Below are 25989 nucleotides of genomic sequence, written 5' to 3' on the forward strand. Positions count from 1 at the left end.
CCTTACATCCGGAAGACGCCGTAGCGGGTGTCGGCCTCGGGGGCATTGAGCGCGGCGGAGAGGGCCAGGGCAATTACCTCACGGGTTCTGGCCGGGTCGATGATGCCGTCGTCCCAGAGCCGGGCGCTGGCGTAGTAGGGGTGCGACTGGCGCTCGAACTGTTCGACCACCGGCTGCTTGAAGGCGGCTTCGTCCTCATCGGACCAGGTCTCCCCCTGGCGTTCGATGGCGCCGCGTTTTACATCCGCCAGCACTCCGGCAGCCTGTTCGCCGCCCATGACAGCGATGCGCGCATTCGGCCACATGAACAGGAAGCGTGGTTCATAGGCGCGACCGCACATGCCGTAGTTGCCGGCGCCGAAGCTGCCGCCAATGATAACCGTGAACTTGGGCACGCTGGCGCAGGCAACGGCATTGACCAGCTTGGCGCCGTGGCGGGCGATGCCGCCCTGTTCCGCCTCGCGTCCAACCATGAAGCCAGTGATGTTCTGCAGGAACACCAGCGGGATGCCGCGCTGGCAGCACAGCTCCACAAAGTGCGCGCCCTTTTGGGAGGACTCCGAGAACAGGATGCCGTTGTTGGCGATGATGCCCACGGGCATGCCGGCCCAGTGCGCGAAACCACAGACCAGGGTAGTGCCGAAGCGGGCCTTGAACTCGTCAAACTCAGAGCCATCCACCAGCCGGGCAATGACCTCGCGGACGTCATAGGGCGTCTTGAGGTCCGTGGGCACCACGCCGTACAGCTCGTCGGCCGGGTAGAGCGGCTCGCGTGGCTCGCGGCGGCGCAACCAGTCCCCTTTGTGCCAGTTGAGGTTGGCGATGCAGGCGCGCGCACGTTCCAGGGCGTCTTCCTCACTGTGCGCCAGGTGATCCGCCAGGCCGGAGGTGCTTGTGTGCATCTCGGCGCCGCCCAGCTCCTCGGCGGAGACGCTCTCACCGGTAGCGGCTTTCACCAGGGGCGGCCCCGCCAGATAGACGGTGCTCTGGCCATCGACCATGATCGCCTCGTCCGCCATGGCGGGCACGTAGGCGCCGCCGGCGGTGCAGGGGCCCATGACCACGGCGATCTGGGGAATGCCGTTAGCGGAAAGGTTGGCCTGGCGGAAGAAGATGTGACCGAAGTGATCGTGGTCCGGGAAAACCTCGTCCTGCTGGGGCAGGTTGGCGCCGCCCGAATCCACCAGGTAGATGCACGGCAGGTGGTTTTCCGCGGCGATGGTCTGGGCGCGCAGGTGTTTCTTCACGGTCAGCGGGAAGTAGGTGCCGCCCTTGACCGTGGCGTCGTTGCCCAGGATGACGCACTCAACCCCGTTGACCCGGCCGATGCCGCCCACCGCACCGGCGGCGGGAACCTCACTGTCGTAGACTTGGTAGGCGGCCATGGGAGCCAGTTCCAGAAAGGGGGACCCCGGGTCCAGAAGCCGGTTGATGCGCTCGCGCACGGGCATCTTACCCTTGGTACGGTGGCGTTCCCGAGCCTTTTCACCACCGCCTTCGCTGATGGTGGCGAGCGTTTCAGTAAGGTCGTCCACCAGCGCCTGCATATGCTCCCGGCGCTCCCGGAAGAGGGCTCCGTCGGTGTCCACGGAGGATTCGAGGATCGCCATGGCTTACTCCGTTTCCTTGAACAGTTCCCGCCCGATCAGCATACGACGGATCTCCTGGGTGCCGGCCCCGATCTCGTAGAGCTTGGCATCACGGAGCAGCCGCCCGGCGGGGTATTCGTTGATATAGCCGTTGCCGCCCAGGATCTGGATAGCCTCAAGCGCCATTCTGGTGGCTTTCTCGGAGCAGTAGAGGATCGCCCCCGCAGCGTCCTTGCGGCTGGTTTCGCCCCGGTCGCACGCGGCGGCCACGGTATACAGGTAGGAGCGGCAGACGTTGAGCTCGGTGTACATGTCCGCCACTTTGGCCTGGATCAGCTGGAACTCGCCGATGGCCTGGCCGAACTGTTTGCGGTCGTGCACGTACGGCAGCACCAGGTCCAGGCACGCCTGCATGATCCCTACGGGGCCGCCGGCCAGAACCACGCGCTCGTAATCGAGACCGGACATGAGCACGCGGGCGCCGTTGTTCTCTGCGCCCAGAATGTTCTCTTCCGGGACCCAGGCGTCCTCGAAGATCAGCTCCGAGGTGTTGGAACCACGCATGCCCAGCTTGTCCAGCTTGGGGCCCTGGCTGAAGCCGGGAGTGTCGTGTTCCACCAGGAAGGCGGTGATGCCACGGGCTTCTTTCTCGGGATCGGTCTTGGCGTAGATCACATAGACGTCCGCGTCCGGGCCGTTGGTGATCCACATCTTGCTGCCATTGAGGCGGAACCCGTTACCGTCTCGGGTGGCCCGCAGCTTCATGCTGACCACATCCGAGCCGGCATTGGGCTCGCTCATGGCCAGTGCGCCCACGTGCTCGCCGGTCATCAGTTTCGGAAGGTATTTTGACCTCTGTTCCGAATTGCCGTTGCGAGCGATCTGATTCACGCAGAGATTGGAATGGGCCCCGTAACTCAGGCCCACGGAGCCGGAGGCGCGGCTGATTTCCTCCATGGCGATGACGTGAGCGAGGTAGCCCATGCCAGTGCCGTTGTCGTCTTCCGGGACCGTCATGCCCAGCAGGCCCATATCGCCCATCTGGGGCCAGAGATCGCGAGGGAAAGTATTGTCACTGTCGATGGCTGCCGCGCGCGGTGCGATCTCGCCCTGAGCGAACTGGCGAACCTGGTCCTGGAGCATCGCCGTTGTGTCATCGAGGTTGAAATTGAGGCCGGGGTAGGTCATGGAGAGGCTCCGCTTTGTTGTTGTTCAGTGATTCATGGCATCGAGACAGCGCTGTTCCGCTTCATCAAGCTCCACCTGCATGAGCTGGAGCTCACGCATCTGGTCGTTCAACTGTTCACGTCGTTCCCGAATTTTGCTCAGTAACGCATTGAGTTGCCGCTCATTGCCGGAGGAGGGATCGTACATCTCGATGATGTCCCGGGATTCCGCCAGGCTGAAGCCAAGGCGTTTACCCCGCAGGATCAGTTTCAGCTTGACCCTGTCCGCGTCCGTGTAGATCCGTTGTTGACCCTCGCGCCTTGGCTCCAGAAGGCCGGCTTCTTCATAGAAACGGATGGTGCGGGTGGTGATGTCGAAATCCCGCGCCAGGTCGCTGATGGTATGGGTGGTCTGGGTTTCAGCGTTCATGCCGGCCTCCATTACGTCTTACGTTGACGTTAACGTAAAGCACGAGGAAGCCGCAATTGGATGACACGGAAAGGAGGGAATCAATTACCCGTGACGTTGAGCATACGGTTACGGAGATGACGCCACTGTTCGACTTCGTCGGCGCTGCCGACACGACGGTCCGAGCGTTCGTCCCGGCTGAGCCAGAGGTCTGTGCCGTTGAAACTGTAGACGGGCTTGAGGTCCTGGCGCCGCGATGCGGGCTGGATTTGATCCACCAGGTTATCGAGAATCATGGGCTCAGCGCCGGGTTCGGGGTACCAGGCCAGCACCATGTGTGCCTGTTCCAGGTGGAGCGCGTCCACATAGGTGATACGGAGGTGTTCTTCGGGCACCCCCATGGCACGCAGGGTCATGTACTTGGCATTGGCGAATTCCTCGCAGTCACCGGCATTGGTGGCCAGGAACTCAACCGGCGTGGCCCAGTAGTCCTGGCGCCCCCAGTGCGACTGGTCGGTAACGAAATCACGCTGGTTGAAGAAGCGGTTCACCACCTGCATCTGGCGCGCTTCGCTGGCACCCTCGTGCTCGGCCACGAGCTGCTCCCAGGCCGTCAGCCGGGCGCGGGCGTCACCGCCGAACTGGCGCTCGACGTACGCAAGCAGGTCCTGTCCAAGGTCAATGCCATGGGCCAGGCCCGCGATCAGCAACACCGTTAATACAGCCAGGCGCATGGGCGGCCTTACCCGGTCAGTTGCTCAGGCGTTCGCGGAGTTCTTCCAGCCGGCTCCGGACATCCGAACTGGAGCGCTCACTGGGCGTCGAGGTGTCCGTGGCTGCATCGTCCGCCGCATCACTGCTGCTGTCGCCGGCCGATGACCGCTGGTTGCCGTTAAGCGCCAGCTTTCCCCCCTGGCTCTCTGGGAAGGTCAGGGTTTCCAGGGCACCGGCACGCTCAATGACGATACGGCGCTGACGCACCTCGCGCAGGCTCGCATTGCCGGGCAGGGCGTCCCCGACGCGGTAAACCTCGGTCTTGCCGTCGGGCCCCTCCACCAGGGCGCTGTCGCGTTTTTCCGTGTCGCCGGCCATCACGCCCCGCAGCATAAGCTGTAGGTTGGTTTCGGGAAGGGTTTCCGCACGTTCAACCGACTCAGTGGCCTGTTCGCCCGGCGTTCCGAAAAAGGCCAGATCCGCAAGTTCTGGCGCTTCACCATCGCCACTACTGCTGCTGTTGCCGGGGGGGTCCTCCCCGCTCGCGGTCTGCGGCATCTCGGAAACCCGGTCCTCCATGCGTAGTCCCTGCCAGCCGATTACGGCCGCGATTGCCACAGCGAGCACTGCTGCTGTGATCATGGGCATGGCATTGATGCGTTTTTCCATGGACAATCAGCCCTTTCCGGTGACCGGGAATGACGGTTGCCTTCATTATCCCGGGATACTAACGTAACCACAAACCAACAGCGCACGGTTTGCGACATGGGCGAAACCCTGAACGAGACCCGCACCACGGAGGCCAGACTGCCCTTCAGTTTTGCCCGACGCAATGGCGTTGTGCTGACACCGGACGAGCAGGGCGAACTGGAGCTTCTGGTGCGCCCTGGTGCCTCGGCGCGGGCCATTGCCGAGGCCACGCGCCTGAGCCGCGGCCGTGCCCGCATCCGTGAAATGGAAGCCGAGGCGTTTGATGAGGCGTTGACCCGCGCCTACCAGAACGATTCCGAGGAAGCCATGCAGATGGTTGAGGGCATCGGCGAGGACATGGACCTCGCCAGCCTGGCGGAATCGGTTCCCGAAACCGAGGATCTGATGGAGCAGGAGGATGATGCCCCGGTCATCCGCCTGATCAACGCCATTCTGACCGAGGCCATCAAGAGCGGCGCTTCGGACATCCACATCGAAACCTACGAGAAACGCCTGGTTGTCCGCTTCCGGGTGGACGGGGTCCTGAGAGAGGTGGTGCAGCCCAAGCGAGCCCTGGCGCCACTGCTGGTCTCGCGCATCAAGGTCATGGCGCGGCTGGACATCGCGGAGAAGCGGGTCCCCCAGGACGGACGCATCTCGCTGCGCGTGGCCGGGCGCGAAGTGGACATCCGTGTGTCCACCATGCCGTCATCCAACGGCGAGCGCGTAGTGCTGCGGCTTCTGGACAAGGAGGCGGGGCTTCTGGAGCTGGATTCCATTGGCATGGCGGAGCGCGACCTCAGCCTGCTCAAGGATCTGGTCAACCGCCCCTATGGCATTCTGCTGGTGACCGGGCCAACCGGCTCGGGTAAGACCACAACACTCTATGGTGCACTCACCGAGATCAACGACCGGTCGCGCAACATCCTGACCGTTGAGGATCCGATTGAGTACAACCTGCCCGGCATCGGCCAGACCCAGGTGAACCCGAAGGTGGAGATGACTTTTGCCCGGGGGCTGCGGGCCATCCTGCGCCAGGACCCGGACGTGGTGATGATCGGGGAGATCCGGGACCTGGAGACCGCGGAGATTGCGGTCCAGGCCAGTCTGACCGGTCACCTGGTGCTCTCCACACTGCACACCAACACCGCCACCGGCGCCATCACACGCCTGATCGACATGGGTGTCGAGCCCTTCCTCATCTCTTCCAGTCTGGCCGGCATTGTCGCCCAGCGCCTGGTGCGGGTGCTGTGCCCGGAGTGCCGGGAACCCTATACGCCGGATGCCACCGAATGCCGCTTTTTGGGCGCCGATCCCGACAATCCGCCCACCATCTATCACCACGGCGGCTGTGACGCCTGCAACCAGCTGGGTTACCGGGGCCGTATGGGCATCTACGAGGTCATTGGCGTCGACGAGGGCCTGCGGACCCTGATCCATGACCGGGCCGCTGAGCAGGCGCTCGAGCAGGCGGCGCGCGAACGTGGCCCGAGCATCCACGCGGATGGTGTCTCCAAGATCCTGGACGGCACCACCACGGTGGAGGAAGTGCTGCGGGTGACGCACCGGGGATGATCCATGGCGGCATTTGAATTCAGGGCTCTCGACACGCGCGGCAAGCAGAAGAAGGGCGTTCTGGAAGCCGACAGTGCGCGCGCTGTTCGCCAGCAGCTGCGGGACCGTGGCTGGGCACCGCTGGAGGTATCACCGACCCGTGAACGCCAGCAGCGCTCTGGATTCACACTGGGCCGGGGGCTGTCCGCGGCGGATCTGGCGCTGGTGACACGCCAGCTCGCAACCCTGATCCAGTCCGGGATTCCGGTGGAGCAGGCCCTGTCAGCCATTGCCAACCAATCCGAAAGACCGCGCATCAAGAGCATGATGCTGGCCATCCGCGCCAAGGTTCTGGAAGGCCATACCCTGGCAGGCAGCCTGAGCGAGTTTCCTTCAGCCTTTCCCCATCTCTACCGCGCTACCGTCGCCGCAGGCGAGCACGCCGGGCACATGGACCTCGTACTGAACCGTCTGGCGGACTACACCGAAGCCCGCCAGGAGGCCCGCCAGAAGATCCAGCTCGCGGCCATCTACCCGGTGATTCTGACGTTCGTGGCCATCGCCATCGTGATCTTTCTGCTGACCTATGTCGTGCCGGACATCATCGAGGTCTTCGTGCGCAGTGGCCAGGAGCTGCCGGCGCTGACCGAAGGGCTGTTGGTCGTGAGCAGCTTCTTTGTGGACTGGGGCTGGCTGCTGTTGCTGTTGCTGGTTGCCGCGGGCATCGGGTTCCGGCTTGCACTGCGTCGCCCCTCCTTCCGGCTCAGAGTCCATCGGCAGCTTCTCCATATTCCCTTCATCTCCCGTCTCATCCGTGGCCTCAACACCGCGCGCTTCGCCAGTACTGTGAGCATCCTCACAACCAGCGGCGTTCCGTTGGTGGAGGCAATGCGTATCGCCGGTGAAGTGTTGTCCAATGAGTACCTGAAGGAACGGATCCGGGAAGCGACCCAGTCCGTGAGCGAGGGTGGGTCGCTTAAAAATGCCCTGGAGAACACCGGGTATTTCCCCCCGATGATGATCCATATGATTGGCAGTGGCGAGGCCAGTGGCGAACTGGACCAAATGCTGGAACGCACGGCCACACACCAGGAGAATGACCTCCAGGGCAAGATCTCCGCACTGGTGGGGCTGTTCGAGCCGCTGATGCTGCTGGTGATGGGTGGGGTGGTACTGATCATCGTGCTGGCGATCATGCTGCCAATCATGAATATGAGCCAACTGATGGGTTGAGACGTTGATGACAATGAAACATGCAAATCGCAGTGGCGGTTTCACGCTGATTGAGATCATGGTTGTAATGGTGATCCTCGGGCTGCTGGTGGCGCTGGTGGCGCCGAATATCATGGGCCGGGGAGATGAGGCCCGCGTGACGGCCGCCGAGGCACAGCTGCGCAACATCAGCAGTGCCCTGGACCTGTACCGGCTGGACAACAGCCATTATCCCTCCACGGAACAGGGGCTCGAGGCACTGGTTGAGAAGCCCACTGGTTCCCCCGAGCCCTCCAACTGGAACCCTGAGGGCTACATGAACGCCATCCCGAAGGACCCCTGGGGCAATGAATACCAGTATGTCCAGCCGGGCTCCGAAGGGCCCTACGACCTGTATTCCTATGGTGCGGACGGCCGCGAGGGCGGCGAAGGCGTGAATGCGGACATCAGCGTCTGGGACGTGGAAGAGTAACCCCGGAATGGGGCGCTGGCGCTCAGCAGGGTTCACGCTCATCGAGCTGATGGTGGTGCTCGTTGTGGTTGGTCTTCTGATCAGCCTGGTCGGGCTCAGCATTGGCGGCGGCGGCGAACGGCGGGAACTCGAGGAGATGACGCGCAGCCTCTATCTCAGGATGCAGGCGGCCTCAGAGCAGGCTGTCATGACCAACCGGGAGATCGGTGTGCGATTCCGTGACGACGGCTATGGGTTTGTCCAGCTGGATCGCGACCAGGCCCAGTGGACCCCGCTTCCGCGTGGCGGTCTCACCGGAGCCAGCATGCCCGAGTGGGTTGAGCTGGAGCTGATCACCGATGGCGGTGAGGCGGATGCCCTGGAAACCCAGGAGGAAGACCAGCCGGAACCGGACCTGGTGTTTTTCTCCTCCGGCGAGTCCACCGCCTTTGACCTCTACCTCTGGTGGGAAGGCGCCGATGATGGAAGTGCCCAGCTTCTGACCAGTGACGGCGCCACCGGGGTGGAATGGCGCCAGCCTGGCGATCAGGACTACAGGGAGCGCCTGTAATGCCTGTCATGCCGGCCCGCGCGCGTGGCTTCACGCTCATGGAGGTGATGATCGCGCTGATGATCTTCGGCCTGCTGGCAGCCACACTGCAGCAGGTCGCCTCCGGCTACATATCCAATTACCGGCGCATTGAAAGCCAGACCATGGCCTCCTGGATCGCCCAGAATCGCCTCACGGAGATGCGCCTCCAGGATCAGATGCCCGCGACCGGTGAGTCCGATGATGAGGTGGCGTTCGGGGGCCACGAATGGGAAATCGAGACGGTGGTCAGCGCCACCGAGGATCCGGCAATACGGCGGGTTGAGATGACCCTTTACCGGGTCGCCCCGAATGGTGATCCCGTGCAGCAGCTGGTTTTCACGGGCTTTCTGGGGCAGCGTAACCGATGAGCGGAACGGATACGGAAAAGGGCTTCACGCTGCTGGAGGTTCTTATTGCTGTGTTCATCACCAGCATGATCTCGCTGGGGGTATGGCAGGTCATGAACACCCTGATGAATTCCCGCGAAGGCATCGAAAGGGTCTCAGGGGCTTTCCGGGACGTACAGCAAACCGTCTCACTTCTGGAACGGGATCTGCTGCAGGCGGTCAAACGCCCGGTGAAGGATGCCTACGGCGAACGGCTGCCTGCTCTTACCAGCCGAATCAACGACTCCGAACTTGAACTGACACGCCAGGGCTGGCGGAACCCGCTGGGAGACAAACGCAGTGAGCTCCAGCGCGTAGCCTGGGAATACGACGAACTGGAGGAGCGCCTGATCCGCCGCTACTGGCCGGTGCTGGACCGGGCCCAGGGCACGCGCAGCCGCGAGCAGGAGCTGCTCGGAAATGTGGAATCCGTGGAGGTGCAGTTCCGCGACAGTAATGGCCAGTGGCTCAGCCAGTGGCCGGGTGACAGCGGCGACAGCAGCGGATTTGCCGATGCCGAGGGCACAGAGGTACTGAGGATGCCCATGCCCCGTGCCGTGGAAGTGGTCATCGAGCATGATCGCTTTGGCACCCTGCGGCGGGTCGTCGCGCTGGGTGAACCCATGGCGATGGGCGCACAGGTTCCGGACCGGCGCAGACAGGCTGACGGAGACAGCGGGAACAGTGGGAACGGAGGGGAGGGCGAATGAGATCCCGCCGTTTCACACGCCAGCAGGGGGTTGCGCTGATCATTGTCCTGATGGCCTTTGCGCTGGGCTCGATCCTCGCCTCCGGCATGCTGACGCGCCAGAGCGTGATGATTCGTGGCGCCACCACCTACCTGGCCCAGAATGATGCCCGCAGCCTGGCACTTGGGGCAGAGGCCTTTGCCCGCCAGTTCCTGGCAAGGGACCTGAAGGGGGGAGGCAATACCCCGGAGGAAAACCAGGAGGGTGACCAGGGCACTGACGGCGAACAGGAGGGAACGGCCACCCGCCGGGAAGTGGATCATCCCGGTGAGGACTGGGCACGGGCCGCACTGGCTCTACCGGTGGAAAAGGGCGTCATCGAGGCCCAGATCAACGACCTGCGGGGCCGGCTCAACCTCAATGCCCTGACGGAGGTGGACGGGACCGTGAATGAACGCCAGCGCAACCGGCTGGAACGGCTGCTGCGCGTTCTGGAGATCCGGAATGTCAGGCCGGCAACCTTTGTGGACTGGGTGGATGCGGACGACCAGCGCAGTGGTGCGGGCGGTGCGGAGGACAGCGATTACATGCTCCTCGATCCGCCCTACCGGGCCGGTGATCAGCCGTTCGTCAGCGTGACCGAAGTGCGGCTCCTGGATGGCATGAGCGAAGCAGCCTACCAGCGCCTGCGGCCGCACATCACGGCGCTGCCGAACCGGGATGGCACGCTCAACGTCAACTTTGCCTCCACGGCCGTGCTACGCTCGCTGCACGACCGCATCAGCCAGGGGCAGGCGGAGAGCATCCGGGAGACGCTGCGGGAATCTCCGGCTGAAAGCGTGGAGGAGTTCCTGGCGCTGCCGGAGTTCGCGGGTCTCGGGCTGGAACCGGATGGGCTCGGGGTGAGCACGGACTTCTTCGAGATCGCCGCAAGGGTCAGTGTCAGTGGTACAGTGTATCGGCTGGTTTCGATGGCCCAGCGCACACGCAATGGCACGATACGGATTCTGTCACGGGATACCGGCAGAACCCAGCTGATCACGAAAGAACAGGTTCAGGCGTCCGAGTAGGCGCCTGCGAACAGGGTCAGAGAAGACGGATAATATGGCCTATCAACTCTACATAAGGGCAGGTGCCGGAGCCGGCGAAGGCTCCGATGCCGATGTTTTTGACTGGGTGCTGCTGGATGCCTCCGGCCATTTCGGCGGCGAGGGGCAGGGCGACTCACGGGAGAACCTGGAAGCCCGGCTCGAAGCCATCGGAGTGGAAGCGGCAGAAGTCATCGGCATCATCCCGACACTGGATGTCACCCCCTGTGCCGCCCGTATTCCCGGCCGCCAGAAACGCATGATCCGCCAGGCACTGCCCTTCGCGGTGGAGGAGCAGCTGGCGCAGGACATTGATTCGGTCCATCTCGCCCTGGGTACCCAGAAGCGCAATGAGTGGCAGGTGGCCGCGATCGACCGTGGGCGGATGGATGCCTATGCGGCCTGGTTTGACACTTTCGGTTACCCGGTGCGCGCCATCCACGCGGACGCGATGCTCCTGCCGGCCGGCCAGCACCAGTGGACCATCCTCGTTGAAGGCAGCCAGGCGCTGATCCAGGAACACGACAGTGGCTGGTACGAGGTGCCTGTCGAGGGCCTGTCCGTATTCCTGGATTCGCTCATTGAGGCCAACGGCACCGAGGCACCACCGAGCGCCCGCGTTCTGGTGACACCGCAGGCGGCGGAGCAACACCGGATGGCCCTGGCCTCACTGGAACAGCACCCGGACGCCCTGATCCACGTGAAAACCCTGGAACAGCTTCCATTGCACCTGATGGTGGAAAGCCTGGTAGCCGGACATGCGGAAGCGATCAACCTGTGCCAGGGGGATTACGCTCCCGAGTCCAGCGGGCATTCCCCTTTGAGACGCTGGCGGCCTGTGGCCATTGTGGCGGCAATTGGTATTGTCGCCCAGCTAGGCTTCATGCTCGCGGAGGGCATCTATTACCGGAACCAGGCGCAACGGTTTGATGAGCAGGCGGTCGCAATCTATCGCGAGTATTTTCCCGACGAAAGCGGCACCCATGCCGGCAACCTGAGACGCGTGGCCGAGGGCAAAATCCGCGCGGCCCGTGACGGAGGCTCCGGAGGCGATTTCCTGGCGATGCTGCGAGCCACTGGGCAACAGTACCAGGGCCTGGATGATCCGGAGAGTCTGCGCTTTGACACCATCCAGTTCAGCCGCAGCCGGGGCGAGCTCCGCATTGAGCTTCGGGGCGAGAGCTTTGCCCAGCTCGACGCCATGCGCAATGGACTCAGTGGCTCCGGATTCAGTGCCCGGATCGGCTCCGTGGTGAACAGTGACGACGGCACCGAAGCCCGGCTCACGGTCAGACAGGGAGGTTGAGCCAGATGCTTGAGACAATCCGGAAGATCCCGGCGGTGCGCGCCGCGATTGCCCAGTATGATCAACTGAGCCACCGTGACAGACGCGCCCTGCAGATCATGGTCACCGCGCTGGCTGCGGCCATCCTGTATCTCGGGGTCTGGCAGCCCATTGTTGAGTTCCGCAGCGAGGGCTACGAGCGCATGCAGCAGTCCCGCGAACGGGTCGCCTGGATCAGTTCCCGGGAGCAGGCCCTGGAGCGCATTTCGCAGGTGAATGAAACCGGGCAGGGCGGCTCACTCGGTGATGCGGACCTGCTCAAGACCGTTACGGATTCAGCGGACCGTTCCGGGCTCCCGCTGCAGCGCTTTGAACCCAGCGGTGATGATGCCATGCGGCTCTGGCTTGAGGCCGTACCGTTCACGGACCTGACCCAGTGGTTGGGCCACCTCCAGAGTGAGTATGGCCTGACCGTGGATCAGGCCTCTCTGGACAGAACCGACAAACCCGGTCTGGTGGATGCCCGCCTGACCCTTGAACCCTGACGTGGAGGTAGGAGTGTCGAAAACCCCTGATTACGATCTTGTTGTCATCGGAGCCGGATCCGGTGGTGTCCGGCTCGCGCGCATGGCGTCCCAGGCAGGAGCGCGCGTGGCCATTGTGGAGTCCGCAGACCTGGGAGGCACCTGCGTCAATGTGGGATGCGTGCCGAAAAAGCTCTTCGTCTACGGCGCCCACGTGCGTGAGGACATCGAGGACGCCAGGGGGTATGGGTTCGATGTGGCGGATGAAGCGATCCGTTTCGACTGGGCCACACTGCGGGACAACAAGACGAATGAAATCCGGCGTCTCAACGATATCTACCGCCGCTTAATCGATAACGCGGGCGTTACCCTGATCGAGGGCACAGCGCATATTGAGGATGCCGGAACAGTCAGGGTCGACGGCACCGCCGTAACAACAGAACGGATCACCATCGCCACCGGCAGCGAGCCGGTTGTGCCGGAGATCCCCGGCAGCGAACACGCTCTGGTCTCCGACCACATGTTCTACCTGGACAGCCTTCCTGAGACCGCAACGGTCTGGGGGGGCGGCTACATTGCCGTGGAGTTTGCGGGCATCCTGGCAGGGCTGGGCGTACGGACCACGCTCATCTATCGCGGGGAACGCTTCCTGCGCGGCTTTGACGGCGACATCCGTGATCATGTCGCTCAGGAGATGGACCGCAAGGGGATTGACCTGCGTTTCAACACCAACATTGAATCCATCACGACGTCCGGCGGGGACTATGAACTGACCCTGACCGACGGCAGTACCCACAGGACAGGCCTGGTCCTGGCCGCAACCGGCCGTGTGCCGCGCACCCAGGGTCTCGGTCTGGCATCCGTTGGCGTGGAAACCGACGAGGGTGGGGCCATCATCACCGATGACCAGTTCCGCACCAGCGTGCCAGGCATCCACGCGCTGGGGGACGTGATCGGAACGCCACAGCTCACGCCTGTGGCCATCGAGCAGGCCATGGTCATGGTGGATCAGCTCTATGGCACCGGGCTCAAGCGCATGGATTACACCAATATTCCCACAGCGGTATTCTGTCAGCCGCCGATCGGCACGGTGGGCCTGACCGAAGAGGAGGCCCGTGAGGCCGGCCATTCGGTCACGATCTACCGCACGTCCTTTCGGCCCATGAAGCACACCCTGTCCGGGCGCGAGGAAAAAGCGCTGATGAAGCTGGTGGTGGACCCGGATACAGATCGGGTTCTGGGCGCGCACATGGTCGGCCCCGAGGCGGGCGAAATGATGCAGGGCATTGCCGTGGCGCTGAAAGCCGGTGCCACCAAGGCGGTGTTCGATGCCACGGTTGGGATCCATCCAACCTCCGCCGAGGAATTCGTGACCATGCGCGAACCGGTCAGCGACTGACACCGTGCCTAGAGGGGGAGCAGCCCCCTCAGCGTGTCCCGCAGCCCGTGACGCCGAACCGGCTTGGGCAGGTAGGCGTCCATGCCGGCTTCAAGGCAGGACTGCTCGGTATCCTCGAAAACGTCCGCCGTCATGGCGATGATGGGGGTACGCCGGCCCTGGCCCTGGCGTTCACAGGCACGCAGGCGCCGCGTGGCCTCCCAGCCGTCCATCCCCGGCATCTGGCAGTCCATCAGGATGACATCGTACCGGTTGCCGTTGTCACAGATGTCGTCCACGGCGGCCGTTCCGCTGGCGGCACAGCGTACGTGAAAGCCAAGGTTCTCAAGCTGTCGGGCCGCGACCCGCTGGTTGACGGGGTTATCCTCCACCACCAGGGCCTCGCGTGTGCGTGTTCCAATAGCCGGCGTGGACTCAGACACACCAGTTGCTTCATCCAGCCCCGGCAGGCGGTCGTGGACTTTCATCGGAATCACAAACCGGAACCGGCTGCCGCATCCCGGCTCGGTGTCCACGGCAACGTGCCCGCCCATCAGCTCAACCAGACGCTGGACCAACGGCAGACCCAGACCGGTCCCGCCGCTACCGCGTGAGGCCGAGATATCCATCTGCTCGAAACTTCCGAACATGTCGCCAAGCCTTTCGGTGGGAATGCCGGAGCCACTGTCGCTTACCTGGCAGATCAATGTTCCCTCGGACTCGTTGTCCAGGCGCCAGGTGGCGCTGACCGTCACCTCACCCTCGGGGGTGAACTTGATGGCGTTGCCTATCAGGTGTGCCAGAACCTGCCGCAGACGGCCCGGATCCCCGAATACTTCCGGTGTTTTCTGCCAATCACCCTCAAATACCAGCCGATAGGTGAGCTGGTTGCCCTCGGCATCGTGGCGGAAGGAGGCGAAACAGTTCTCAATGACGCTGCGGAGATCAAAAGGAGCGTCCTCAAGTTCCAGTCTGCCCCGTTCGATGCGTGAAAAATCCAGAAGATCATTGATGATCACCAGCAGATCCTCGGTGGAGCGGCGGGCAGTGACCACGTAATCCGCCTGGTGGGCGTTCAGTGGTTCCTCCTCAAGGAACTGAAGCATGCCAATAATCCCGTGCAGCGGGGTGCGCAGCTCATGGCTCATCATCGCGAGAAAATCCGATTTGGCGCGGTTGGCCTGTTCCGCCTTGTCCCTGGCCTGGTCCAGTTCCCGGAAGCTGACCTCCCGTTCCGCTTCCGCCGAACGCAGGCGGTAGGCCATTGCCTCAACAGCCTGCTGCAGGGAATGGAGTTCCCGTGCCACACGGGTGTCACGCCGGGATAGATCCGGATCCTCCTCAGGCAGTTTCTGGACAGTGTCCGCCAGGCGTTCGATGGGCCGGCTCAACCGATGGGCGAGGCGGCCCGAGAACAGGAAGGTGGCCGCGAACAGGATCAGGCCGATACCGGCGGACGTCCATAGGATCTCCTCCTGCTCGCCCGCCAGCTCGGCCTCCGAAACCGCAATACGGATTTCGCCCAGGCGCCGGCCGCTGCTTTTCTTCCAGTCTGTGTTCGTTGTCGGGTTGATCAAGCCCTGTGAAGTGGCATCCCCAAGGTTGATGGCGGTCTGGCGCACTGGGCTTGAGAACCGGTGAACCGGCGTATCCGACGGCGTCTGCTCCGAGACCTCTGCCACAATCCGTCCGTCCCGATTGACCACCTCGATGCGGTGAGCGGCGGAACGCTCCAGGGTCTGGGTGATGATGCCCCTGAGTTCCGCCTGGTTACCGGCCATAAGGGGAAACTCCACGGCAGGAGCGAGATTGTCCGCAGTCAGCTGGGTGCTCTGGAAAAGGCCCTGGCGGGCATCCTCCAATCGTGCCTGTGTGAAGAACAGCAGCATCAGCACGAACATGGCGACGGCTGGGAGCATGCCAAGCAACAGGAGCCGATGATAGAGGGTCCAACGAGCGGCTTTCATGGCTTGACCTCCTGACGTTCCAGAATCCGGTGCAATTCCTCTTCGGAAGGCACAAGCAGGTCCATGGAGCGGGCAACCTGGTTATTGACCGCCACACTGAAGGCCTCCGGATAACGGGCGCTGCGCAGCTCACCGTGGTCCAGCCAGTGACGGATCAACTTGCCCGCCTCAAGAATCTGGGTCCGGGCACTGGTGTAGGTTGAGGCGACGGCACCCGCATCCACAAAGGCCCTGGAAGGACCGATAACGAGCCGGTTACTGCGGTAACTGGTCAGCAGCAGCGGCTTGACGGTTTCACGGTTGTAGATGGCGGGGTCCGGCGTCCCCAGAAGGAAGTCTCCATAGCTGAGCGCCCGCGCGAGATTGCGGATGAGCTGATCCTGTGAGGGAATCACAAAGACCCGTGATTCCAGACCGGTCGCTGTGAGCCTGCTTCGGAGTTCGCTATAGTCACCGGCCTGTTCGGGGGAGGCCAGGATGGCCACGGTGCCGGCCCGGGGAATGATCAGCTGGCCCAGTCGGGCCTGACGCGGCAACGGCGGATCCGAATAGATGGCGGAAAAATGCTCCCGGTCCTGGATGATCGAGTCAATGGCCCCGGAGGACGTGAAAAGAGCCAGGACGGGTTGTTGCGGTGCATTGGCCCGGATCTCGGAGAGCGTTGCCTTATCCAGGGTAATAACCAGTTCTCCCGCGTCGCTGCCGGGAGACCAGGCACGCACGGCCGCACCACTGATTTCGTCGCTCAGAAGTCGCCGCACCTGCTGGAATCGAGGGTGATCCACGGGGGCGATATAGACCGTCTGCTGTGAATCGGGCAGGGCAGATACGGGATACAACAGTGCCGCAAGCGCCAGGAGTAGACTCCCTACGCCGATCCCTGCCTGCCTGAATTGGTTACCCATAATCTGATCCCTCAGAATCGAAGGCGCGCCTCCGCGAACAGATGGTTCTGGTCCGCCCAGTTATTGTCCTTGCGGTAAAGCGGATCCTCCGTTAGATAATGACGGTATACGCCGGCTAGTTCCACCATGGTTGTATCCAGATGCCAGCGACGGGACACGCGGGCATCAAGGCGTTCGAAATGGAAGTTCCTGAGCTGGTCTGTGAAATAGTAGGACACTGCTCCCGAAATGCCTCTCCCGAAGCGCTGAATCCACGCAACACTGCCACTGTGACGGGCATTCAGGCGCTGTTCCAGCCTGACCAGTTCGCGCTGCCTCTCCGGATCACTTTCCCTTTCGCCCGTATAGCGCCCTTCTGTGTCCAGATAGCCATAGGTAAGCCGCAGTCGGCTTCCCCGCATCTCAAGGTTCGCTTCCAGCTCGAAGCCTTTCTGGGTCTGGTCAACATTATTTTCCAGATCCCAGCGGGATTCATCATTCTCATTCAGTCCGAGATTGGTCACGCCTGATATTAGGTTGTCGAGCGAATCACGGAACAGTTTGATTTCGCCCTGGAACAGGCCGGTCGTCATGCGTTTCTGATACAGGTAACTGATTTCCCGTGACGTTATCGTTTCTTCTTCAAGCGGTCTGACCTCGGGGCTGGCCGTACTCAGGTTGGGCCCCCGCCTCTGTCCCTCAAGAAAGGGACGGAGCTCCTCGGGCGTGACGTTCTCCCCCCGGTACTGCCAGTCAGGCCGGCTCTCAAAAGGGTCCGGCAGGCGGTGGGCACGGGAGAAGACAAAACGCAGCGTCTGATTGTCACTGAAATGGATATTCGCCGCGCCGCGGGGTGAGAAGAAAGAGCCACTCAGACTGTCGTCCTCCCACATGCCCCCAAGATTCGTGGTCAGCCAGGGTGTCGGCTGATGTTCAAGATTGGCGAAAACCCGGCTCCGGTTGGTTTCTCCGCTGCCATTGAAGAACGTATCGGATTCATAACGGTCTTCCCTGTAGCTGGCACCAAACACCAGTTGTGTGGTGGGAGAGAAGACGTTGGTCTGCTGGAACTCGATATGCGTGCGTGTCTCTTCAAGATCCTCATTAACATCGGTTTCAAAGGCGGGGATGGTGACCCCATCCGGCACGGCACCATCATCCAGAACCGCTTCCGGATCCGGGAAGGAAGCACGCCAGCCCTGGCGACGGTCCCGGGTCTGGTGATAGAGCTGCAGCTCGAAGAAACGATCTGCAGAGGGTTCATGGTGCCAGGTGATGGAACCGTGCCAATCCTCCCCGGTGATATCCGGGTTTGTGATGGGGTTGAAGCCATCGTATTCCGATGGATCAACCTTCTCGTTCAGCTCATGGTAACCCGTCTCCACCGCCAGCCTGTCGGTGGCGCCCAGTGCCAGCTCCCCGGAGTAGTTGATGGAGAGGGTGTCATACCCGTCCCGACTGTTCCGGGTGCGGTCTGTACGACTGCCTGATGCGTCCCGCCTGTAGCGGAAATCGAAACCGTCACTACGGCGCTGGTTGACCGAAAGCCGCCAGTCCAGTGGGCCGGTCTTTGAGCCCACTGAGCCGTAATAGTGACCGAAACCATCGTCACCGCGCAGGCCTTGCGTTCCCCGCAGTTCGACACCGTGGGTATCACTGGGGGAGCGGGTTATGATGTTGATCACAGCAAGGAAGGAATTAGCCCCATAGGCGGCGGCGTTCGGTCCACGGGTCACTTCAATGCGGTCGATCGCATCAATGGGCACAGGAAGATTGGTCCAGTCCATGTCCGCCAGGCTGGCGTTATAGTAGGAACGCCCGTCGACCAGCACCTGGAGGCGGCGCTGCTCAACCGCTACGGTCCCGTGATAGGAGACAACCGGATCATTGCTGCCGACATAACCGACCGTCATCCCTGGAACAAGGCGGAAGGCGTCCCAGAGGTTGAGTACACCGAGATCTCGCAGCAGCTCGCCTTCCAGAATGGTGACGGTACCGGGCGTTTGCGCCTTTGACTGCCTGAGACGACTCGTGGTGAGAACCTGGGGAAGGGCGTCTGTATGCGGGGCGTCCTGGACACCGGCGCCGCTCCACTCCTGTGCCGCTACCACACCTGGCACAGCCCCCCATACCAGAAGAAGGGCGAGAAGAGCAGGGGCGCATCCAGGCATGCGCAACAGGGCATGTCGCATGGCAATGTCCTCTGTGGTCAGAACATACGGGCCAGTATCGATTCCGGCAGCCGGCGCAGGAGAAAAGCTATGGGGGTCCAGGGCCAGGGCGGCACGCACGCCACGGGTCGGCCCTTCTCGATAGCCGCCACCATGGCCCGGCACCCTGTCTCAAGATCCACCCGGAAAGGCGCGTTTTTCACGTCTTCGTTGATGGCCGTGAGAATATAACCGGGGAGCAGGGTGGTTACACGGATGGGCGAGGCCTTTTTGCGCAGTTCAACCCGGAGCCCTTCAGCTAGAGAGGCCACTCCCGCCTTGGTGGCCCCATAGACCGTCATGGTGCCCGGCATTCCACGGACTGCCGAGATCGAGGAAACGGCCACCAGATGGCCGTGATTCTGGCGGCGGAAAATCGCCATGGCCGCCTCAAACTGGGCCAGAGCGGCCACGAAGTCGGTCTCGGCGGTTTCCCGGTTGGCATCGAAGCGGCCGGTGCCCAGTGGCTGCCCCTTGCCGATACCGGCGTTGACCAGCACCCGGTCAATACGCCCGAACTGCTCGCAGAATGCATCAAATACCTGGAAAACGGCGTCATGGTCATTCACATCCAGAGTGGCAACCCGGACGTCCACACCCGGATGATCCCGCTGGATGTCAGCCTGGAGCTGCTCCAGACGGTCCATCCGGCGAGCACAGAGGGCGAGACTGCAGCCACGGGCGGCAAACTCGCGGGCCATGCCTTCTCCGAGCCCGGAACTGGCTCCGGTAATGAGTACCACAGATGTCATGACGATGCCTCCTCTGCAAGTGGATCCTGGAGCTGGCGGACGTCCAGGCCGGATGACCTGAGAAGCGCATTGGCGTAGACCCCGAGAAACCAGGGGTGCTGTTCCGGCGACATGCCGCGCAGTCGCCCGTCCAGCCATTCATGGGCCTGGCGAAGGGCCTCCCGCTCGGGCATTTCCACGCTGTCGGGCAGGGCGGATACCTGATTGCGGGTGGCCAGCTTTTCCGCAGCGGCGTAATTGACCGGGAAGAACCGGGACAGCCCCAGAATCTGGTCATCCACCGCGGCCGCGACCTTCTGTGCGCTTTCGAGCCCTTCGCCGAGTGGCGAGCCGAAAGCCACATGGACGCGCCCCTTGTGACCGGTAATGCCGCGCACGATGCTTTCCATGTCCTCTCCCGGACGTTTGCTGTAGCTGCCGCTGCGGTAGTGGGATTCAAGCTCCCGTGCCTTGTCACCATCACATGGATCAAACTCATAGGATATGGCAACGGGCACAATATTGAGATCCCGTACCGCTTCCGAGAGACTCACGCCATCACGCTTGTGGCTCATGTGGAGCATCTTGATGATCGCCGGATCCGTAACGTCGATACTGTCCTTGGCGCGGCCCTCGCGTTGGGCCATCCATACGGAGTGCCCATCACCGAGCGATTCCCGGATGTAGCCGGACAGGGTCAGGAAAGCATTGCGCATCTCGCGGGGATTGGAGAGGTTACGCCGGACGATGAAGCTTTTGTTGAGCCGCATCATGTCCGCCACCATGGGGTCATCAACCAGGTTGTCGCCAATGGCGATACGGGTTGTGGCATGGCCGCTCTTATAGAGAACGAAATTGACCAGCGCCGGATCCAGGACAATGTCCCGGTGGCTGGACAGGAACAGACAGGGCTGGTCCGAACGCAGGTTATCCAGACCGGACCAGCTGATGGCATCCGTGGTATTGCGCAGCCCGCGCTCGATCAGCGGCGCCACGCGGTGCTGGAGTTCGTCGACGGAATCAATGCTGCCGAGCAGGCGCTGAAGCTGCCAGCGGACCCAGAATCGAACCACACCGGGCATAAAGCGGTGCAGCCATTCCGCGCGGAAGCGCCCGATCAGGTCCTGGAATTCAGGCTGCCTGATCAGGCGCTCGATAACAGGCTGAACCTCGTCATCCGAAAAGGGCCGGATATCGTCTGAATGGGACATTGCCGCTCCGTTTGGCCAAATTCAGACGGGCAGGATAGCCATCTTTCAGGCCGACGTCATGTCTCCAGCGGCAGGAGCTCCCGGACGTCGCAGCCCAGCGCCTCCGCAAGCCTGTAGACTTTCTCCAGGGTGATGTTCACCTGTCCACGCTCAATCCTCCCCATGTAGCTGCGGTCGATCCCGGCACGCAGCGCCAGCTGATCCTGGGAAATGGCGCGGGCTCTGCGGACCTCGCGGACATTGCTTCCGAACTTCTTTGCGTTGTATTTCATGACTCGCCTCTCATGCGGCTGAGACTATCCCGATTCTGACTTTTTGGCGCTACAGTCTATAATCCTCTGACTGTCCAGCGATTTTTCCGCATTTTATATCTAGTTGTTTTGCGTCCCTAATTGATTGCATAGTTCCATAAATAGTTCCACTGAGAAAGTACCAAGCGTTTCCGGAGGAAATCCCTTGCCTGGCGCCTAACTGCGCCGTCGCTATGCCTCATGTACCTTTATTACGCATAATGTATATTATGTTAAATGAGGTCTCGGAAGCCGGATTGCAAGATTTCTCTTCATGTACATTACGATTTCCAGCATTCCCCACCGCGCTCTGCTATAACAGACAATGCTGCGATGCATGGAACGCTGTCCCACGCAGCCCCTTTACCCATTGGTTTCACCAGTCGATCACCACGAGGTTGATCAGGGATGCGGCGACTCATTCTTACTCTCGCTTCGGCAGCGGCACTGACCGGCGCACCGGTTACCCAGGCGGTACTCGAAGTGCCCGAGCCTTCCGGTGAACCGGCCGTTCCGGTTGTACGCTCAACGGATGACAATGCGTCACTGGAACAACAGCGCGAACGCTTCCTCAAGGCGGAAAAAGCCCTTTCGAAGCTGGATCTGGAAGCTTACGAGTCGCTGAGCAAGGGGCTGGAAGACTATCCGCTCCAACCGTATCTGGAACTGAAACACCTCAGTAAGCGCCTTTTCGTTGCCACACCGGCGGAGATCGACGCCATGATGGCGGAGTACGGCGACATTCCCCTGGCCCACACACTTCGCCGGCAGTGGCTGATCCACCTGGGGCGAAGCGGCCAGTGGTCAACGCTACGGCAGGTCCATGACGGCACCAGTGGCGGCGACCGGCTGCGCTGCCTATCCCTGCGCGCGCACCTCAAGGACGGCCGGCACAGCCTGGTGATGGACCAGGTACCGGAACTCTGGAAAAGCGGTTATTCACTGCCCAGGGCGTGCAATCCGCTGCTGGATTACTGGCGGGAGCACGGTGGGCTTACACAGGAACTTGCCTGGACGCGGTTCCACCTTGCGGTAACCAACGGCGACCCCGGGCTTGCCCGCTACCTGCGCCGTTACCTGGATCAGGACGACCGCCCACTCTCCCGGCTGCTGCTGGACGTGCACAGCAACCCGGAGCGGCTGCGGAAAGCACGCGATTTTAACCGTAACGACAAGCGCGTCGGCCAGATCGTTGCCTATGGCATGCGGCGACTGGTGAACCAGGATCCAGAGCGCGCCGCGGAGATATGGCCCTTCTACCGCGGGCGTTTTCCATACGAGCCGGGTGCAGTGGCGGCAATCGAGAAACGCCTTGCACTGCTGCTGGCAACCCGGTTCCACCCGGAAGCGGCCACCTGGCTCGCGCAGGCACTGTCCCACGGTGAGGATGAGGCCCTGCGCGAGTGGCAGGTGCGGGTCGCGCTCCGGGACCGGAACTGGCCCAAGGTGCTTGAGCGTATCGGTGCCATGGGCCGGGAGCTCCGGGAAAAGCCCAGATGGCAGTACTGGCAGGCTCGCGCACTGGACCAGATGGACAGACCGGCAGAAGCACAGGCCCTCTATGAGACGCTTTCCGATCGTCGCACCTTCTATGGCTTCATGGCAGCGGATGAGCTCGGCAAGCCCTATTCCCTGAACCACCAGGGCGTCACCATGAACAGCGAGGCCATCGAACGGGTCCAGGCCACCCCCGGCGTCCGCCGGGCGCTGGAACTGTACCGGCTGGACCGGCTTGATGCCGCCCGCGCGGAATGGCGACAGGCCATGGAGAAACTGGAGAAACGGGATGTGCTTGTGGCCTCACGCATCGCTCAGGGCTGGGGCTGGCATGAACAGGGCGTTCACGGGGCGATCGCGACCAGCGCCTGGGACCATCTGGGCATGCGGTTCCCCCTGGCCCATCGACAGAGCTTCCACGGCGCGGCGCGGGATTACAACCTGGACGTCAACTGGGTCTATGCACTGGCCCGCCAGGAGAGCGCATTCCAGCCGGATGCCCAGTCCCACCGTGGCGCCTTCGGGCTGCTGCAGCTGCTGCCGGCAACCGCCCGTGAGACAGCGCAGCAAGCCGGCCTCAGCTTCAAAGGCATTACCACCCTGCTCGACCCGGAGGCCAACATCCGGCTTGGCAGCGCCCACCTGAGCAGCCTTCTGGAGCGTTTCGACAATAACCGGATTCTTGCCACGGCTGCCTACAACGCCGGCGAGTACCGGGTGAGCCAGTGGATTGACGAGGACAGCCGCGACCTGGCGTCCGACATCTGGGTCGAAACCATGCCCTACCATGAGACACGCCAGTACGTGCGCAACGTCATGGCGTATACGGTCATCTACGGGTACCGGCGCGGTGAGCCGCCGGGCCACCTGCTCACCGAGCGTGAGCTGGCGTGCATGTGCCTCGACGACGTGCAGTAGCAGGCGTCAGACCGGGCGGACCTGATAGTTCGCCTCGGCCCGTGCGACGACTTCCCCGCTGGTGTCCTTCAGGTCGAGTTCGATGATGAGTTCGGCTTTACCGTTATCCGCTACATCCTGCTCAATCCGGGCCTTGCGTTCGGCATCCAGTGTCAGTTCCACCTCCAGGTCCGTGCGGGCCGGCTGGTCGTAGAAGATGTGCAGATCCTTAAGAACCGGAATCAACCGTCCCTCGAACTCCACCAGGGCCATGGCCCCAAACGGAATCTCCGCAAGCAGGAACTGGGCGCCGGCATAGACCGTGCCCAGGTGGTTGCGGTTGCCCTTGCGGGTCAACCGCGCGCGCAGATAGCCATCACGCAGCTCCACCACACTGAAGCCATTGCGGCGGGTGAACGGCACGCTGGCCGCAATGAGGCGGTTGAGCAGGCCGTAGCCCAGTTTCTTCTCGAACCGGGCCAGCCCGGGGATGGGCCGCCCGGCTTCCTCGAGCTGCCCGAAGTAGCCCCGAACCCGGGGCGCAACCGTATTGAACACCTTCATGACGCGTCCTCTGTCAGACCCTGAAACGCGCTACCTTATCATGAAGTGTGCTTCCGACTTCACTGATTTCACTGCTCAAACGGTCGTTTTCCGAGGCCGCTTCGGCCGCATCCTGTCCCTGGTCGGCAATACGCGTGATGGAGCTGTTCAGCTCGTCCACGGCCGAGGTCTGCTCCTCTGAGGCGGTCGCGATCTGGCTGGTCCGGTCGCTGATATCGGAAATGGACTGGCTGATCCGCTCCAGGGCTTCCATGGCATCCCGCGCCTTCTCCATGCTCATGTTGCTCACCGCCTGCGACTCCTGCATGACGCTCACCGCCTTGTCAGCGCCCTCCTTGAGGCGGGTGATCATGTTGTTGACCTGCTCGGTGCTGTCCTGGGTGCGCTTGGCGAGCGCCCTGACCTCGTCCGCCACTACCGCGAAGCCGCGGCCCGCCTCGCCAGCGCGGGCCGCCTCGATCGCGGCGTTCAGGGCCAGGAGGTTGGTCTGCTCGGCAATGCCCTCAATCACCTCCAGAATCCCGGTGATCTCGCCCACGTCATTGCCCAGCTTATCGATCACCTGCGCCGCTTCGCCGATTTCGCGGCCCAGGCGTTCAACAGCCTCATTGGAGGACTGGACGGTCTGCAGGGACTCCTTGCTGTCACTGTCCGCATTGCCCGCCGAATCCGCCGTGCTCTGGGCGTTCTGGGCGATCTCGTTGACGGCTGCCGACATCTCGTTGATGGCCGTGGCCACCTGGTCAATCTCCTGCTGTTGCTGCGTCACGCTGTCCCGGCTGGTCGCACTGGCATTGCGCAGTGACGACACATGCTGCTGCAGTTCGCTGGCGCTCTCCTGGGCTTCGGCAACGACGCCACGCACATTCTCAACAAAGCCATTGAATGCTTGCGCGAGCTGCCCGAACTCGTCACGGCTCTCAACCTCCAGGCGCTTGGTCAGATCGCCCTCACCCGAGGCAATCTCGTTCATGGCGCTGAGCAGGCGCCGGGCGGGTCTGAGGAGGACATTGAGACTGACGTAGATCAGACCCAGTGTGATTAACAGGGCCACAACCGTGCTCCCCAGGGCGTTCCAGCGCCCCTGGATCACCGGTGCCCAGGCCTGGCTCTCGTTCACCATCAGGCCGACGTACCAGTCCACGCCCTCGGCTTCCGAAATCGGATGGAAACTGGCCAGGTAGCTTTCACCATTGAATTCGACCTGGTGCCGCGACCCATCCATGGGAACGCTCTGCCCCAATACGCTGGAAAGCGAGGCGTTGATATGGTCGGATTCCGGGTGATACAGCACCTTGCCCTCATCGCTTACCAGCATGGCGTAGCCATTACCCGCCATGGTGACGGGTGAAAGCACATCGTTGATGGCATTCATGCTGATGTCGGCCCCGGCCACGCCCTCGTAGTCACCGGCGTTTACCGGAGCGGTAGCGGTTATGATAAGCCCGCCGCCGGCGGCGTCCTCGTAGGGCTCAGTGAATCCGGCCCCCTCACTGCGGGCTTTTTCGAACCAGGGCCGCTGTGAGGGATCAAAACCGTCCGGCAGCGCGCTTTCTGCCTGCCGGTTCTCCATCAGCATGGTGCCGTCGGCGGCGCCCACATAGAAGTGTTTCAGACCGAGGCTCTCCGCTGCGGTCGATGACAGGTTGCGAATGCCCTCATCGCTGGTCACGGATTCGGCCGCCTCTGCAAAGCGCCGGGTCGCGTTCAGCCGTGTGTTGAGCCACTGGGCGATGGTCGCCGTACTCTGGTCGACCACCTGTTCCGTGAGCGCATTGAGGTTGCGCTCGGTATGGGCACTCAGGCGGGTGTTGTTGAGAAACGCGGTGGCCAGCATGGCAAGGACCAGCAGGGCACCGAATACGATCAACAGCTTCTGGCTGAAGGAAAGCGACTTCATGGGGGCGCTCCGCTTATCTGATGGGAATTAGTGGGCAGTATAGTCTTTAACGGCAACCATCGCCTGAGCTTGAACCTGGGTTATGATGGGCGGCGTGCATTGTACCGATTC

General features: G+C 62.4%; 24 protein-coding genes. 11 read left to right on the forward strand and 13 right to left on the reverse strand.

The features are described 5' to 3' along the window. Positions 1 to 2: 2 nt before the first annotated feature. The 5 genes from GLW01_RS08210 to GLW01_RS08230 all read right to left on the reverse strand — a co-directional run bounded on the left by GLW01_RS08210 (position 3) and on the right by GLW01_RS08230 (position 4547). Positions 3 to 1610, reverse strand: a complete 1608-nt coding sequence (locus GLW01_RS08210; RefSeq protein ID WP_160898754.1) for a carboxyl transferase domain-containing protein — start codon at positions 1608 to 1610, stop codon at positions 3 to 5. Positions 1611 to 1613: 3 nt separating this feature from the next. Then, complete coding sequence (locus GLW01_RS08215) at positions 1614 to 2777, reverse strand: isovaleryl-CoA dehydrogenase (protein WP_160898755.1); 1164 nt, start codon at positions 2775 to 2777, stop codon at positions 1614 to 1616. A gap of 24 nt (positions 2778 to 2801) precedes the next feature. Then, positions 2802 to 3185, reverse strand: a complete 384-nt coding sequence (locus tag GLW01_RS08220; protein WP_095616897.1) for a MerR family transcriptional regulator — start codon at positions 3183 to 3185, stop codon at positions 2802 to 2804. 80 nt (positions 3186 to 3265) lie between these two features. After that, complete coding sequence (locus GLW01_RS08225) at positions 3266 to 3898, reverse strand: transglutaminase-like cysteine peptidase (RefSeq protein WP_151439509.1); 633 nt, start codon at positions 3896 to 3898, stop codon at positions 3266 to 3268. 16 nt (positions 3899 to 3914) lie between these two features. Continuing rightward, complete coding sequence (locus tag GLW01_RS08230) at positions 3915 to 4547, reverse strand: type II secretion system protein N (RefSeq protein WP_160898756.1); 633 nt, start codon at positions 4545 to 4547, stop codon at positions 3915 to 3917. A 96-nt stretch (positions 4548 to 4643) separates the two neighbouring features. Between GLW01_RS08230 and gspE the strand changes: the two genes are divergently transcribed. Genes gspE through gorA form a run of 10 tightly spaced genes read left to right on the forward strand, consistent with a single transcriptional unit; the run spans position 4644 to position 13748 of the window. Beyond that, positions 4644 to 6143, forward strand: a complete 1500-nt coding sequence (gene gspE, locus GLW01_RS08235) for a type II secretion system ATPase GspE (RefSeq protein ID WP_160898757.1) — start codon at positions 4644 to 4646, stop codon at positions 6141 to 6143. 3 nt (positions 6144 to 6146) lie between these two features. Beyond that, the gene (gene gspF, locus GLW01_RS08240; RefSeq protein ID WP_160898758.1) at positions 6147 to 7355 is read left to right on the forward strand and encodes a type II secretion system inner membrane protein GspF; all 1209 of its coding nucleotides are present in this window, start codon (positions 6147 to 6149) and stop codon (positions 7353 to 7355) included. 13 nt (positions 7356 to 7368) lie between these two features. Next, the gene (gene gspG, locus GLW01_RS08245; RefSeq protein ID WP_192497275.1) at positions 7369 to 7806 is read left to right on the forward strand and encodes a type II secretion system major pseudopilin GspG; all 438 of its coding nucleotides are present in this window, start codon (positions 7369 to 7371) and stop codon (positions 7804 to 7806) included. Positions 7807 to 7813: 7 nt separating this feature from the next. Beyond that, on the forward strand, positions 7814 to 8356 hold the full coding sequence (gene gspH / locus GLW01_RS08250) for a type II secretion system minor pseudopilin GspH (protein ID WP_160898759.1): 543 nt from the start codon (positions 7814 to 7816) through the stop codon (positions 8354 to 8356). Then, entirely contained in the window at positions 8356 to 8745 is a 390-nt protein-coding gene (gene gspI, locus GLW01_RS08255; protein WP_202405631.1) for a type II secretion system minor pseudopilin GspI, read from the forward strand. The genes gspH and gspI overlap by 1 nt, the downstream gene beginning before the upstream one ends. Beyond that, the gene (gene gspJ / locus GLW01_RS08260; RefSeq protein ID WP_151439502.1) at positions 8742 to 9473 is read left to right on the forward strand and encodes a type II secretion system minor pseudopilin GspJ; all 732 of its coding nucleotides are present in this window, start codon (positions 8742 to 8744) and stop codon (positions 9471 to 9473) included. The genes gspI and gspJ overlap by 4 nt, the downstream gene beginning before the upstream one ends. Beyond that, complete coding sequence (gspK, locus tag GLW01_RS08265) at positions 9470 to 10522, forward strand: type II secretion system minor pseudopilin GspK (protein ID WP_151439501.1); 1053 nt, start codon at positions 9470 to 9472, stop codon at positions 10520 to 10522. Before gspJ ends, gspK begins: the two co-directional genes overlap by 4 nt. A gap of 34 nt (positions 10523 to 10556) precedes the next feature. Beyond that, positions 10557 to 11846 (forward strand): type II secretion system protein GspL, encoded by a 1290-nt coding sequence (gspL, locus tag GLW01_RS08270; protein ID WP_160898760.1) that lies wholly within the window; start codon positions 10557 to 10559, stop codon positions 11844 to 11846. Between the two features lie 5 nt (positions 11847 to 11851). Continuing rightward, positions 11852 to 12370, forward strand: coding sequence for a type II secretion system protein GspM (gspM, locus tag GLW01_RS08275; protein WP_151439499.1), 519 nt, complete (start codon positions 11852 to 11854; stop codon positions 12368 to 12370). 13 nt (positions 12371 to 12383) lie between these two features. Then, the gene (gene gorA / locus GLW01_RS08280; protein WP_151439498.1) at positions 12384 to 13748 is read left to right on the forward strand and encodes a glutathione-disulfide reductase; all 1365 of its coding nucleotides are present in this window, start codon (positions 12384 to 12386) and stop codon (positions 13746 to 13748) included. Between the two features lie 8 nt (positions 13749 to 13756). Here gorA and GLW01_RS08285 read toward each other — a convergent pair whose 3' ends face one another. From GLW01_RS08285 to GLW01_RS08310, 6 genes are read right to left on the reverse strand one after another with little or no spacing between them, the layout of a single operon-like run. Continuing rightward, positions 13757 to 15694, reverse strand: coding sequence for a HAMP domain-containing hybrid sensor histidine kinase/response regulator (locus tag GLW01_RS08285; RefSeq protein ID WP_160898761.1), 1938 nt, complete (start codon positions 15692 to 15694; stop codon positions 13757 to 13759). Then, positions 15691 to 16599, reverse strand: coding sequence for a hypothetical protein (locus tag GLW01_RS08290; RefSeq protein ID WP_151439496.1), 909 nt, complete (start codon positions 16597 to 16599; stop codon positions 15691 to 15693). The genes GLW01_RS08285 and GLW01_RS08290 overlap by 4 nt, the downstream gene beginning before the upstream one ends. Before the next feature lie 11 nt (positions 16600 to 16610). Beyond that, positions 16611 to 18770, reverse strand: a complete 2160-nt coding sequence (locus GLW01_RS08295) for a TonB-dependent receptor plug domain-containing protein (protein ID WP_160898762.1) — start codon at positions 18768 to 18770, stop codon at positions 16611 to 16613. Between the two features lie 17 nt (positions 18771 to 18787). Further along, a complete protein-coding gene (locus tag GLW01_RS08300; RefSeq protein WP_160898763.1) occupies positions 18788 to 19540 on the reverse strand; it encodes an SDR family oxidoreductase in 753 nt (250 codons plus the stop codon). After that, positions 19537 to 20730: a 1-acyl-sn-glycerol-3-phosphate acyltransferase gene (locus GLW01_RS08305; protein ID WP_151439493.1), complete on the reverse strand. Its 1194-nt coding sequence runs from the start codon at positions 20728 to 20730 to the stop codon at positions 19537 to 19539. The genes GLW01_RS08300 and GLW01_RS08305 overlap by 4 nt, the downstream gene beginning before the upstream one ends. A 56-nt stretch (positions 20731 to 20786) precedes the next feature. Further along, positions 20787 to 21002 carry a helix-turn-helix domain-containing protein gene (locus GLW01_RS08310; protein WP_095616915.1) on the reverse strand — a complete coding sequence of 72 codons (216 nt, stop codon included), beginning with the start codon at positions 21000 to 21002 and terminating at the stop codon, positions 20787 to 20789. 426 nt (positions 21003 to 21428) lie between these two features. Here GLW01_RS08310 and GLW01_RS08315 point away from each other — a divergent pair, with 426 nt between their 5' ends. After that, positions 21429 to 23435: a transglycosylase SLT domain-containing protein gene (locus tag GLW01_RS08315; protein ID WP_160898764.1), complete on the forward strand. Its 2007-nt coding sequence runs from the start codon at positions 21429 to 21431 to the stop codon at positions 23433 to 23435. 6 nt (positions 23436 to 23441) lie between these two features. Here the strand turns inward: GLW01_RS08315 and GLW01_RS08320 are convergent, their stop codons facing one another. Beyond that, positions 23442 to 23978: a YiiD C-terminal domain-containing protein gene (locus GLW01_RS08320; protein ID WP_151439485.1), complete on the reverse strand. Its 537-nt coding sequence runs from the start codon at positions 23976 to 23978 to the stop codon at positions 23442 to 23444. A gap of 13 nt (positions 23979 to 23991) precedes the next feature. Continuing rightward, complete coding sequence (locus GLW01_RS08325) at positions 23992 to 25878, reverse strand: methyl-accepting chemotaxis protein (RefSeq protein WP_160898765.1); 1887 nt, start codon at positions 25876 to 25878, stop codon at positions 23992 to 23994. Positions 25879 to 25989: the final 111 nt, after the last annotated feature.

Source organism: Vreelandella halophila (assembly GCF_009856365.1).
Taxonomy (GTDB): Bacteria; Pseudomonadota; Gammaproteobacteria; order Pseudomonadales; family Oleiphilaceae; genus Halospina; species Halospina utahensis_B.

Coding starts and splice junctions, on each gene's coding strand:
- GLW01_RS08225 (WP_151439509.1), bottom strand. CDS start 3,898: ATGCGCCTGGCTGTATTAACGGTGTTGCTGATCGCGGGCCTGGCCCAT.
- gspE (WP_160898757.1), top strand. CDS start 4,644: ATGGGCGAAACCCTGAACGAGACCCGCACCACGGAGGCCAGACTGCCC.
- GLW01_RS08230 (WP_160898756.1), bottom strand. CDS start 4,547: ATGGAAAAACGCATCAATGCCATGCCCATGATCACAGCAGCAGTGCTC.
- GLW01_RS08220 (WP_095616897.1), bottom strand. CDS start 3,185: ATGAACGCTGAAACCCAGACCACCCATACCATCAGCGACCTGGCGCGG.
- gspH (WP_160898759.1), top strand. CDS start 7,814: ATGGGGCGCTGGCGCTCAGCAGGGTTCACGCTCATCGAGCTGATGGTG.
- gspG (WP_192497275.1), top strand. CDS start 7,369: ATGAAACATGCAAATCGCAGTGGCGGTTTCACGCTGATTGAGATCATG.
- GLW01_RS08305 (WP_151439493.1), bottom strand. CDS start 20,730: ATGTCCCATTCAGACGATATCCGGCCCTTTTCGGATGACGAGGTTCAG.
- GLW01_RS08285 (WP_160898761.1), bottom strand. CDS start 15,694: ATGAAAGCCGCTCGTTGGACCCTCTATCATCGGCTCCTGTTGCTTGGC.
- GLW01_RS08315 (WP_160898764.1), top strand. CDS start 21,429: ATGCGGCGACTCATTCTTACTCTCGCTTCGGCAGCGGCACTGACCGGC.
- GLW01_RS08325 (WP_160898765.1), bottom strand. CDS start 25,878: ATGAAGTCGCTTTCCTTCAGCCAGAAGCTGTTGATCGTATTCGGTGCC.
- GLW01_RS08300 (WP_160898763.1), bottom strand. CDS start 19,540: ATGACATCTGTGGTACTCATTACCGGAGCCAGTTCCGGGCTCGGAGAA.
- GLW01_RS08215 (WP_160898755.1), bottom strand. CDS start 2,777: ATGACCTACCCCGGCCTCAATTTCAACCTCGATGACACAACGGCGATG.
- gspL (WP_160898760.1), top strand. CDS start 10,557: ATGGCCTATCAACTCTACATAAGGGCAGGTGCCGGAGCCGGCGAAGGC.
- gspM (WP_151439499.1), top strand. CDS start 11,852: ATGCTTGAGACAATCCGGAAGATCCCGGCGGTGCGCGCCGCGATTGCC.
- GLW01_RS08210 (WP_160898754.1), bottom strand. CDS start 1,610: ATGGCGATCCTCGAATCCTCCGTGGACACCGACGGAGCCCTCTTCCGG.
- gspI (WP_202405631.1), top strand. CDS start 8,356: ATGCCTGTCATGCCGGCCCGCGCGCGTGGCTTCACGCTCATGGAGGTG.
- gspF (WP_160898758.1), top strand. CDS start 6,147: ATGGCGGCATTTGAATTCAGGGCTCTCGACACGCGCGGCAAGCAGAAG.
- GLW01_RS08295 (WP_160898762.1), bottom strand. CDS start 18,770: ATGCGACATGCCCTGTTGCGCATGCCTGGATGCGCCCCTGCTCTTCTC.
- gspJ (WP_151439502.1), top strand. CDS start 8,742: ATGAGCGGAACGGATACGGAAAAGGGCTTCACGCTGCTGGAGGTTCTT.
- GLW01_RS08320 (WP_151439485.1), bottom strand. CDS start 23,978: ATGAAGGTGTTCAATACGGTTGCGCCCCGGGTTCGGGGCTACTTCGGG.
- GLW01_RS08310 (WP_095616915.1), bottom strand. CDS start 21,002: ATGAAATACAACGCAAAGAAGTTCGGAAGCAATGTCCGCGAGGTCCGC.
- GLW01_RS08290 (WP_151439496.1), bottom strand. CDS start 16,599: ATGGGTAACCAATTCAGGCAGGCAGGGATCGGCGTAGGGAGTCTACTC.
- gspK (WP_151439501.1), top strand. CDS start 9,470: ATGAGATCCCGCCGTTTCACACGCCAGCAGGGGGTTGCGCTGATCATT.